The sequence below is a fragment of the Lactococcus sp. S64 genome, assembly GCF_016516525.1.
In the GTDB taxonomy this organism is placed as follows: domain Bacteria; phylum Bacillota; class Bacilli; order Lactobacillales; family Streptococcaceae; genus Lactococcus; species Lactococcus lactis.
Genome location: NZ_JACVUQ010000021.1, coordinates 1 through 11,178, shown reverse-complemented (window position 1 = coordinate 11,178; position 11,178 = coordinate 1). Strand labels below are relative to the sequence as shown.

General features: G+C 34.8%; 14 protein-coding genes and 1 tRNA gene. All 15 read left to right on the top strand.

Annotation, left to right across the window (positions count from 1 at the left end; genetic code table 11):
• Positions 1–924 (top strand): LPXTG cell wall anchor domain-containing protein (locus IAE51_RS11825; protein ID WP_200095628.1); only part of this gene is annotated, 924 nt, incomplete at its 5' end.
• Between the two features lie 144 nt (positions 925–1,068).
• Positions 1,069–2,373 carry a ParM/StbA family protein gene (locus IAE51_RS11820; RefSeq protein WP_200095627.1) on the top strand — a complete coding sequence of 435 codons (1,305 nt, stop codon included), beginning with the start codon at positions 1,069–1,071 and terminating at the stop codon, positions 2,371–2,373.
• Between the two features lie 75 nt (positions 2,374–2,448).
• Positions 2,449–4,368: a MucBP domain-containing protein gene (locus IAE51_RS11815; protein WP_200095626.1), complete on the top strand. Its 1,920-nt coding sequence runs from the start codon at positions 2,449–2,451 to the stop codon at positions 4,366–4,368.
• 41 nt (positions 4,369–4,409) lie between these two features.
• Entirely contained in the window at positions 4,410–4,718 is a 309-nt protein-coding gene (locus IAE51_RS11810; RefSeq protein ID WP_370524388.1) for an XRE family transcriptional regulator, read from the top strand.
• 128 nt (positions 4,719–4,846) lie between these two features.
• Positions 4,847–5,089, top strand: coding sequence for an ArsC/Spx/MgsR family protein (locus IAE51_RS12460; protein WP_200095625.1), 243 nt, complete (start codon positions 4,847–4,849; stop codon positions 5,087–5,089).
• A gap of 280 nt (positions 5,090–5,369) precedes the next feature.
• Positions 5,370–5,537, top strand: a complete 168-nt coding sequence (locus tag IAE51_RS11800) for a hypothetical protein (protein WP_200095624.1) — start codon at positions 5,370–5,372, stop codon at positions 5,535–5,537.
• A 318-nt stretch (positions 5,538–5,855) separates the two neighbouring features.
• A tRNA-Ser gene (locus tag IAE51_RS11795) sits at positions 5,856–5,954 on the top strand.
• Between the two features lie 658 nt (positions 5,955–6,612).
• Entirely contained in the window at positions 6,613–6,915 is a 303-nt protein-coding gene (locus IAE51_RS11790; RefSeq protein ID WP_200095623.1) for a hypothetical protein, read from the top strand.
• 91 nt (positions 6,916–7,006) lie between these two features.
• Positions 7,007–7,375 carry a hypothetical protein gene (locus IAE51_RS11785; protein WP_200095622.1) on the top strand — a complete coding sequence of 123 codons (369 nt, stop codon included), beginning with the start codon at positions 7,007–7,009 and terminating at the stop codon, positions 7,373–7,375.
• Between the two features lie 9 nt (positions 7,376–7,384).
• Positions 7,385–7,603 carry a hypothetical protein gene (locus IAE51_RS11780; protein WP_200095621.1) on the top strand — a complete coding sequence of 73 codons (219 nt, stop codon included), beginning with the start codon at positions 7,385–7,387 and terminating at the stop codon, positions 7,601–7,603.
• 345 nt (positions 7,604–7,948) lie between these two features.
• Entirely contained in the window at positions 7,949–8,239 is a 291-nt protein-coding gene (locus IAE51_RS11775) for a WXG100 family type VII secretion target (protein ID WP_109991245.1), read from the top strand.
• 43 nt (positions 8,240–8,282) lie between these two features.
• Positions 8,283–8,756 (top strand): type VII secretion protein EssA, encoded by a 474-nt coding sequence (locus tag IAE51_RS11770; protein WP_200095620.1) that lies wholly within the window; start codon positions 8,283–8,285, stop codon positions 8,754–8,756.
• Positions 8,753–9,016, top strand: coding sequence for an EsaB/YukD family protein (locus tag IAE51_RS11765; protein WP_058211682.1), 264 nt, complete (start codon positions 8,753–8,755; stop codon positions 9,014–9,016). Before IAE51_RS11770 ends, IAE51_RS11765 begins: the two co-directional genes overlap by 4 nt.
• Positions 9,003–10,130 carry a type VII secretion protein EssB gene (gene essB / locus IAE51_RS11760; protein WP_200095619.1) on the top strand — a complete coding sequence of 376 codons (1,128 nt, stop codon included), beginning with the start codon at positions 9,003–9,005 and terminating at the stop codon, positions 10,128–10,130. The genes IAE51_RS11765 and essB overlap by 14 nt, the downstream gene beginning before the upstream one ends.
• 1 nt (position 10,131) lies before the next feature.
• On the top strand, positions 10,132–11,178 hold a 1,047-nt coding region (locus IAE51_RS11755), incomplete at its 3' end, for a hypothetical protein (RefSeq protein WP_200095618.1).

Here is an 11,178-nt window from a genome sequence, read left to right as displayed (position 1 = left end):
GATTCAATTAGTGATTCAGTTTCAGATAGCGATTCGACATCAGATTCAATCTCTGATTCAGTTTCAGATAGCGATTCAACGTCAGACTCAATCAGTGATTCCGTTTCAGATAGCGATTCAACATCCGATTCAATCAGTGACTCCGTTTCAGATAGCGATTCAACGTCAGACTCAACCTCTGATTCAGTTTCAGATAGCGATTCGACATCGGATTCAATCTCTGACTCCGTTTCAGATAGTGATTCAACGTCCGATTCAATTAGTGATTCAGTAAGTGATAGTGATTCAACGTCAGACTCAATCAGTGATTCAGTTTCAGATAGCGATTCAACATCAGACTCAATCAGTGATTCAGTTTCAGATAGCGATTCAACTTCTGACTCAATCAGTGACTCCGTTTCAGATAGCGATTCGACATCGGATTCAATCTCTGATTCAGTAAGTGATAGTGATTCAACGTCAGATTCAATCAGTGATTCAGTAAGTGATAGTGATTCAACATCAGACTCAATCAGTGATTCAGTTTCAGATAGCGATTCAACATCCGATTCAATCTCCGATTCAGTAAGTGATAGCGATTCAACATCCGATTCAATCTCAGATTCAGTAAGTGATAGTGATTCAACGTCAGACTCAGTCTCAGATAGCGATTCAGTTTCAGACAGTGATTCAGTAAGTGATAGCAGTAGTGATTCTTTAAGCGATTCTGATTCTACTTCAGATAGTGAATTTATACCAGATAGTGATTCGGGAAATAATAGTGGTAGTCATACTAATAATTCTAATTCTGGTAAAGACTTTGGAACTCTTCCTAAAACGGGAGAGGAAAATGGTCCATTAGCTGGAGTTGGTGGAATGCTTGCTGGATTGGGAATGTTAGCAGCAATCGCCGCAAAGAAGAGAAAAGAAAAAAAGGAAAATTAAAGAAATAGCAAATTATTTTTTAAATTAGCTATTGGTCGTAATGAGTAATTTGATTATTTTACTTGTTCTTAGAAAAATAGTCCTATTCCAAAAAGTAATGCTGGAATAGGACTATTTATTTAAAAAGAAATAGAGGGTAAATGAATGACAGATAAAATCTATAAATTAGGCATTGACATAGGTAATAAACTTGTGAAAATAGTTGGAGATGGGCAAGAACAACCGATGGTCTATCCAGCCTCGTTGGCAAGGTATGAGGAAGTTTCCTATATTTTTAGTAATAATATTGACTATTTAGAAGAAAATGGGTTCGAAATATTTTCATTAGAAAAAGATAACGAAGAAAGCTGCTATGTATGGGGAAAAAATATTTTTAAGTTTGGGCAAGCAGTTATTGATACTAATGGTACTGGTGAATCAAGATACGATAACCAACTCTATAAAAAGCTTGTTCTATTTGCAATTGCAAAGTATGTCGAAGAATTATATAACCAAGAATTATCAGATAAGGTTGTATTGTCACTTGCTATGGGAATGCCTGATGATGAATATCTTTCTACAGCAGGTCAAGATTTTGAAGTAATTCAATGGTTGATTGGAGAACATGTTGTTTTTATTGACAATTTACCGATTGAATTTGAAGTGAAAAACATTGAAGTACTTCCCCAAGAATTTGGTTCGTTGGTTCTTTTTGAAAAAATGAAAGGAGGCATTACTCCAGATGTAAGAACGTTGATTATTGATTATGGGGGAATGACACGATTACGTACGGTATATGATGGGTTTCAACAAAGAGAGATCAACCAAGATACCCTGGGAGTTAACCGATTGATTCGCTTATTAGTTGATAAAATAAAAACTAAAGGAATCAATAATAATCGAAGAAATAATCAAATAAATATTCAAGAAATGTTAATTTCAAAAAACTATAAAATGAAAACAGGAGTAAGCACAGAAGAAGATTTAACATCACTCTTTAAAAAAGAAATAAAAAACTATGGAAAGCGTCGTTTTGAAGAGGAGGTTTACTCAGGACAGGCATTCAATAATATAGATTTAGTAATCCTTACAGGAGGCGGGGCAAATCTACTGGAACACACTATTTATTCTCAATTTGGACAGGAAATATGGATTCCGGAACAACCTGAAACCGCAAATGTCAGAGGATTTTATGAATATTTGAAAAGCCACCCGCTTTCCAATCAATCAAAAAACAAAGAAGAGGAACTACAAAATGGAGAGAGAAGTTTTAATCTTGGAGATAAAGTAAGAATTTCTGAAGGGGCGGTTGCTGAAGAAAACGGTTATGATTTAAAAAGCCATAGAACTTGGGAAGGAATAGTGACAGAGATTAATAATGGAAAAGATGATAGGCGTTTATATACGATAGAGTATCCATCAGGAGATAAAAATCTATACGTTAATGAAAAAGATTTAATTAAAATTTAAGGAAAAAGAAGTTGTCAGAAATTTGCCTCCCCAAATGATAAAGGTAAAAAATGACAGAAAGGAATTAAACAACTAATGAAGAAGATAAGTTATATTTTACTTTCTACAACGATACTATTGATGAATCAGCTCTCACCCCTCGCTTCAATAAAGGGAATTGCAGATACTTTTAATGTTCAAGATACAAAGGGAATCTCAGGGGCTAGAACAGTCCATATTGACGGAGCTGATTTTGCTCAAAACTTTATAAATAATGGAAATGCATCGATCATAGGGGATATTGGAACACTAACTAATGATACACAAAATCAGGTTGGGAATGCCATTTTGAATACTAAGATTGATATGAGTCAATCTTTTCAACTTAGTGGAAAAGTCAATCTAGGAAATAAATCTCAAAAAGATGGCGGAGCAGATGGTATGTCGTTTGTTTTACAGCCTGGTGATACGAGCGTAGTTGGAAGTTCAGGAGGTGCAATGGGATTTGGAGGGATTTCAGGCGCTTTTGGTTTCAAGCTAGATACCTTCTTTAACGCAACAGGAGGGAATGGCTACTCTCCAGATCCAGCACAATTTGGACCTGATCACGGGAAAGGGGTTGCTTTTGGAGCATTTGTAGATGGAACTTCTGGGGTAGCTAATACAATTAATGAAGGCGCAAAACAGATTTCAGAACCTGATAATAATGCATTCAAACCATTTAGTATAAATTATGATGGAACTAGTAAACTCCTAACCGTAAATTATGATGGTCAGATATGGACTCAGAACATTACTTCTTTGCTAGGTAATGAAAAATCTATGTCCTTCGCGATCTCAGCTTCAACAGGTTCGCATACAAATTTACAACAATTTCAGTTAGAGGGTTTTGATTATACAGTGGCTCAAGGCCAAGTTGTTGCTCACTATATTGATGAAGCAGGGAATACTTTATCTGATGATGTGATACAGTCCGGAGATTTAGATACACCTTGGGCTACAGAGCAAAAGGAAATCCCTGGATATAAGTTTAAAGAGGTTCAAGGAAAGACGTCTGGGAAGTATACAGCAGATAATCAAGAGGTAACCTATATTTATGAACAAAGTCAAGGTTTAGCAGATGTGAGATATATAGATGACACACTTAATGAAACATTAGCCACAGTTGAGCTAGGTGGAAATGTTGGGGCTAAAGTAGGATACTCAACAGCTGATCAAATTAAATATTATGAAGATCGAGGGTACGAATTAGTTTCAGATAATTATCCAAAGGATGACATAACATTTAGCGAAGTCCCACAACATTACCAAGTACATTTACAGCATAAGGTAACTCCGGTCAATCCAGAAAACCCACGAGAGCCAGATACCCCTATTAACCCTAACGATCCAAATAGTCCAGTCTGGCCGGATGGAACGGATAAATCATCGTTAACAAAGCTGATTAACGAGACGGTGCATTACGTTTATAAAGATGGTTCTATGGCAGCGCAAGATGTAAATGATCAGGTAATATTTAATCATGAGATAATTATAGACAATGTTACTGGAGAAATGATTCAAGATAATGGGTGGACTACTTTAAAAAACTATTTTGATGAAAAAGGTTCTCCTGAGATCAAAGGATATATTCCAGATAAAAAAATAATTAATAAAGTTTCAGACTTAACCCAAGATAGTAAGGACATTGTAGAAACAGTAGTTTATAGCAAAGAAAAAAATCCAGTAGAACCAGTAGAACCAGTAGATCCAGTAGATCCAGTAGATCCAGTAGATCCAGTAGAACCAGTAGAACCAGTAGATCCAGTTAATCCAGTTACTCCGGTTAATCCAGTTAATTCAGTAACCACACCTATTATCACTTCACAGAATCCTATATCTATGGGAATAGGTACTAATGATAAATTAGTAGGCTTATTGCCTGAAACTGGTGAAAAATTAAATATGTTGCTTGGATTATTTGGAAGTCTAGCTGTTGTAGGTGCAGCTGTTGTATTATTTTTAAAAAAACGTTGAACGAAGTTGGCAAACTTTTAGTAGCTTGTGAAAGGGATTAGATGATGGTAAGTAACTTTTATCTATGTCTTAAAGAACTTGCTCAATCATCGGAAAAATCTTTCAATAAAATTGAGCGAGAACTGAATTATCCAAGAAATGCGCTACATAATTATAAAGACGGTCGAGGACCTTCAGGGCCTAGATTAGTTGAATTAGCACATTATTTTGGGGTAACTCCTGAATACTTGTTAGGAGAAGAACTTGAGTATAAAAGACCTCCAAGTGACGTACTTTTCGAAACACTCAGTCATGAAGATAAAAGGAAAATGTGTATTCTATGTTATGAGTGGCTCTTACGGTTAGAGTAGTGGTTATTAAGATTCGCAGCTAGGTGATAGTATCATTAAGATTTACCTCAGAAAAAGGAAAGATAGTTCGACTGTCAAAGCTATTACTTGGTTTAATCAATATCATATATTTTTCGATTATTCTCTAATTGGAGAAATATCGGTCAAGAAAAACGAAGATTGACGGATCTGATCAAACGTTTTTTGATTATGAGGAGCTGAGTACAGAAGAATTCATTGCGTATATATTAAGGCGTCCCAAAATATTGAGAACTCCACTAATATTTAACGATAAAAAAATACTTGTTGGATACAATGATTTTGAAATACGTCAATTTATTCCTATCGCTCATAGAAGAGTGGCATTGCTTCAAAATCTGACTCAAAAATGAAATGCTAAATAAATGATTTTTGTAAGTAGCTTTACTCTTACTATAATGGGAGGCTCCCCTTCCCCCTCCAAAAAAAGTAAAATATCTTGAAGCAGGAAAAAGTCTCTATTAATTTTAGAGGCTTTTTCTGAACAATGATGGAAGGAGGGAAAGGAGAATCAGCGATTTACTTTCCCCTCCTGTGATATGGTTTAAAGAAAACTCATTATACAAATATTAGGATAATTTTAGGTCTAGGCAGACGATGAATTGAAAAAAGATTGGTTAAAGTGGTGGATTAGTGTCGGATGAATTTGCTGTTTATAAAGGGGAAACCTTTTTAGATGAAGGGTCCGCTGAAGAGCTTGCTGAACGATTCAACATTAAGCTCGATACAGTTCGATGGTGGTCTACTCCGACTAGTCATAAACGAGATAAAGGAAAACGAAAGGTAGCCATTCGATTATGAAATATAAAAACTAGTAACAACGCTTGGGAGAGTTCTTTTACTCCCATTTTTATTTGTATCAGCTGTTATTGCATCTCCATATTGTTGATTTATGGGTTATTAGATATTAGTAAGAGTGAAGAACAACTTGAAGCAGAATACTACTCTCAATTTTTGTAATTAACTAAAAAAGGAAGGGATAAATGATGAGTGACTCAATAAAAGATACAGAATGGTACAAATGGCTTGATGATAATATGGATTGATAAAAAAGGGATTCTTTCACGAGGTATTTTTAAGCATAGTAAAATAGATTTGTGAAGTTAATAGGTCACAAGAAAAGGTATAGCTCAATTGGAAGGAAACGAGAGCGTATGAGGTTCGATACCTCATCTTGGTGTAAGGTACACAATGCAGGTTCGAGTCCTATTGCCTTTTTAAACTGAATTATTCTTAACGGTTGAGAGAATAATTTAGGAGCGTAGCCATCGCGATATCTGATTTTTTAGAAGAGAATACTCAATCTAACCAACCGAAAGGGTGGTGGAGAATTTTTTATGAAATATAATACTTACCTTAATATAGCCATTGCATTTTAAGCGGTTTCTTTTGTACTTTCTATCATTCTAATGATATTCAATATTGTTTATCCTGAAATCTTAATTTTTATCTTGGCAGTACTTTTCCATCATTTTGGAATTGTCTATGTTAAAGATTAAAGGAGTTTAAATGCGCTTAAAAAAAATCAGAACAACGTTACTTAACCCAGCAGGGTTATTACACCAATGATTTACTAACGATACAAGAACTTGCTTATACCTTTCAATATAAAGGAAAATCAATCTCATTTGCGGCGATTAAACATATCGCAAATAACGAGAATGACCCTTCCTTTAATTGGGAAGATGTGCTTGCTTCAATTGGTCGGAGCGCATTTATAGGGGCTGTTCAATTTGGACGACAAAAATGTGTCGTGGTGGCCAGTTGGAACCGAGAATGGATAAACTAGCCCTTGTCAACTACTAAATACAATTTCCGCAAGGACACCCTTCCTTGCGGGGAGAGTGCTTGTGGACTTTACAGAAAAGGAGCACTTATGAAAACTTTAGCTGAAAAAACAACGTGGCTTCTCAACCACACCTCATACAATGTCACACGTGCCTGGTATGAAGTTAATCCTGCCCGCACGGCTGCAATTTATGATAGAGAATATAAAAAGTATTTACGTATTACTTTGAATAAACGTAAAAATGAAGTCATTGAATCTAATCGAGCAGCACACCAAGAACAATCTGAATGGATTGCAAAAAAATGTTTTGAACTTTTTGGCAAGAAAGCTTCAGAATTGACTTTGTATGAAAAGAAAGTGATGTTTCAAGAATCAATAGAATTAGTATAATTTAATTATCCAAAAAGGAGTAAATTGAAACCTTACTCCTTAGGGAGTTGTTTATCAATTTACTTCTATATTAATTAGAGAGGAAAATATGATGAACAACTTCCAAAAAGAAAACTTAATGAAAATTGAACTAAAAAACAAATTGTCTCACTTTATTGTGACGAAAAAAGGAGATGTAGTATTTTCAGGTTCATATTATGCCGTACTTGATTATTTGCAAATAGATGAAAGGACTTTAAATAATAAAATTTCTCTCACACAGCGTGAAGAATTAGACTATTTGAAGTTTGAGGAATCCATTGCAAAAAAAATCGAAAAAGCAAAAATGGAAAATAATGAAATTCGATATCACCATTTGAAGGAAACATGGCAGCGTTATTCAGAAAAGAATGACCCTGTTCAACGCACCCTTCAGGTTTATGTGGATCGAGAAGCTGAAGATTGGTTTGCATTTGATTAAGAATTGGCTTTGGTTAATGCGGATTATAAAGTCTCTGGAAAACGTGAAGATATTGAATGGCTTCTATGTTTAGTCGCCTTAAATGTGGGTCAAAAAGAATCATTAGAAGACCTGTCTTATCGTTATTCATTAAACTTAACTTTATTAGAAAAAGTCAATCAGAATCAAAATAGTTTTCAACAACCGGTAGAAATGGACGAATTCTTTAGTGCATTCTTGCAGGTATAAAATTTATAAAGCTTTAGCATTCCCTAGGGAATGTTTTTTTATTTACACATTTTGAGGGGATGAAATTTAAAGAAACTCCAAGGTTTTATAACGATACATTACAATATTACTTAAGTAATATAATACAGAGATAAAAATAACTTAAATTACTCAAATGAATCATTGACATAACTAAAATGTTGTGATAAAATTAACTTGTAAAAATAAAAAAGATTGTTGTGTTAAGCTTTTATCCTTGTTATATATTGTATTAAAGCTTTGGACAGAGACCGTGAATCAATCTAATTACTTTTGGTAATATTTTAGTTATTACAAATATATATTAATATTTGAAGGAGTTTTAAAATGGGAACTATTTCTGTAACACCGGCTGAGTTGAAACAACAAGCTCAAGTATACATTCAATCTAAAGAGCAAATTGAACAAGCGATTCAACGTGTGAATTCAATGAACAGCACAATCGCTGAAGAATGGAAAGGTCAAGCCTTCCAAGCTTATTTAGAACAATACAACCAATTGGAACAAAATGTTCGAAAATTTGAAGAATTGCTCGAAAGTATTAACCAACAGTTGAATAAATACGCTGATACTGTTGAAGAACGCGATGCACAAGATGCTCAAAGTTTTGGATTTTAAGAATGAGCACCCGTTGTGGTGCTCTTTTCTTTTAGGAGATTAAATGAAAAAACAAAAAGTATTTTTTATTTTGAGTGGACTATTCTTTCTATTTTATAGTCCTTTTGTCGTTTTTGCGGATAGCGATGGAAGTTTGCAACTTAATTCCGATATGATTACCACGCAGTCAGGTGCTGGTTCAAGTACGTCTGATTTTGCAATACGTTCTCAACTCTTCTCAAAAGATTTGGACGATAAAACGCAAGAAAAGGCAAAAAGTGCTGAAGAAGTGACCAAACATATTAATGAAATCAATTTCAACAAAAAAAGTCAAAATCACCTCTATCAAACAAACTATCAGAGCCTTAAATCGGAATTATTTAAAAATTACAGTCAAACAAATGTTACATCAGATGACGAAAAACAAGCTTCCAAAAATGTAGGGCTATTAATTCTTCTAATAATAGCACTCCCATCGATGATATTAACTGGAGTTGTTGCTAGAAGTTTGACACGTAGGAAGAGAAGGAAAATATGAAAGACCACATTGAAATTAGTTTGGAGTGGCTAGGAAAACAAGTGGATTTAGCTGTCCCCTCAAATGTGACATCCACACGTTTGATTGAATTATTAGCACAAGCCTTTAAAGTTAATGGGCAAAACTTGCCCGAACACTGGAATTTTATTGTTAAAGGAAAATCAGTGGCACTAGGGAGTGGATTGACTTTGAAAGAATTAGGGCTGGGAAATGGCGATATTTTACAGCTCATTGTAGGAGAAAAAGATGAAATTATTTGATGGACAGAACACCCTCACAGCTGAGAGAAAAGACGAACAATTTATTGTTTATTTAACAGGCACACAGGTTAACCAACATGAATTGGAATTTCTTAAAAGTAAGACAAAGCTTGAGGCTTCAGAAGATGACGATTATGCCTTCCAAATTTCTTATCTTCTCTCTCCTCAGGTAAAAAACTTGAAAACTTTGATGTTTGAAATGAAATCGGAATTGGATCGTTTAGAACTGATTTTGCAAATTAAGAAGTTATTTGTTCAAAATTCTGGTTATAAAATCCCTTTCGTTCATCCAGAAAATATTTTTTTTGATGATGGACAGTTTAAATTTATTCATATGGGAATAAAAGAAGGGATTGTTCCAATGGCTTTTAACCCAGAGTTGTTTTTATCACAATACAAAGGAATCGTACTTTCCATTCTAAATCCGAAACTTTCATACGACCATTTTGTAAACGGTGAATTGAGCTTAAAGGATAAATTCAGTCGTTCTCTTGCTTCATGTGAAAGTTTTGAAGCCATTCAACAATTAGTCGAACTTAAACGCCTTAAAGAAAAACAAAAGGAGGCGACCAGCTTAGTCAAAGTTTCTAAAGGCCGTTACCAATTCTTCAAATACGCAGGTTCAGTGGCAGTAGTAGCCGCAATTGCTATGGGAGTTTTGACAGTGGTTGACCAGAAAACAACGATTCCTAAACAAAAGGCGATCATGGCTGCGCAAGCAGATTTTATTAATAACCATTATGACAAAACGTTGGATGACTTGAAGGCTTATCAACCCAAACAACTTTCTAAGGATGCTCGTTTTGTTTTAGCTTCTTCATCAATTAATTTAGCAAATTTGAGTCAAACCCAAAAAGCAGCCGTTTTAAATAATATTTCATCTACAACGGATGATAATACTTTGAATTATTGGATTTATCAAGGACGTGGGGAGTTTGAAAAAGCGCTCAACTTAGCCAAAAATATTGGAGATGACCAATTGACCTTGCTTGCTTATACAGATTTGTACCAAGCCACAAAATTGAATACTTCAATGAATGGTGATGAGAAACAAAAGAAACTTGAAGAATATAACAAACAAATTCAAGAGCTAAGTAAGAGTTTAGGAAAATAATATGAAAGAACTATTTGAATTAGAAAACTCCCAAAAGGAGAATCAAAATTTCCTTTATGAAGTCCGTCATCCTGAAGAAATTCGTTTTGTCATCTTTATTTTGAAAGACCAATTAGAACGGATCACTTTAACGGATTCACAGATGACCGTTGATTATAGAGGCTTAAAGTTTGGAATTGTCAATGACGAAGTTTTGGTCAATGGTGGTCGCTTCCCCAAAGGGAAAAATGAAATTGATGGAATCTCTTTTCTTGTTTTACCAGCGCAAGATTTACAAACTCATTTCTTGGTTTTGGATCATCAAGAACTTATCATTAATAATAATGAACACCGAGCCATTCAAACTTTAGATGATTCTTTAATTATTATTGATAATGAAGATGGAAAATATCCCACGGTATTGATTAAACCTTTGGGGGCATTTGTTTATTATAATGATGAAAAGGTATCTCAGAGTAGTAGTCGAGAAATCGAAGTTGGAGACACGATTCTCACACCTGATCTTATGGTGGAAAGACGTTCTGCTCAATGGAAAGTGACCGCTTTTTCACAGGAAGTGCTTTTTAATCCAGAATTCTTCTTAGAACAGCATCGTAAACTCGAAAAACCACAAGATTTCCCTGAGTATCGTCGGTCACCACGTTTAAATTTAGAAATTCCTGAAGAAAAATTTAAATATGAAAAAATTGAAGATAAAGAACAGGCTCCTAAAGGTGGATTATTAAAAGCCATTCTGCCGCCTGTAGGTATGCTTGTGGCAGGGAGCGCTGTGACACTCATGTCTGGGCGTAATCCAATGATGATGATGGCTACAGCGCTTGCCAGCTTGATGACTGTAACCTTTACAGTCACTCAATATCGGACGGAGAAAAAAGACCGTTTAGACAGAGAAAGTCATCGGGAAGAAGACTACCAAGCTTATCTTGCTAAGTTAACCTCTCAATTAGGGCAAGCTCATCGCCAAGAAAATGAGATTATTCATTATCAACAACCCTCACCTCAAGAATTATTGGAGATGATTGAAAAATATGATTCTCGTCTTTATGAA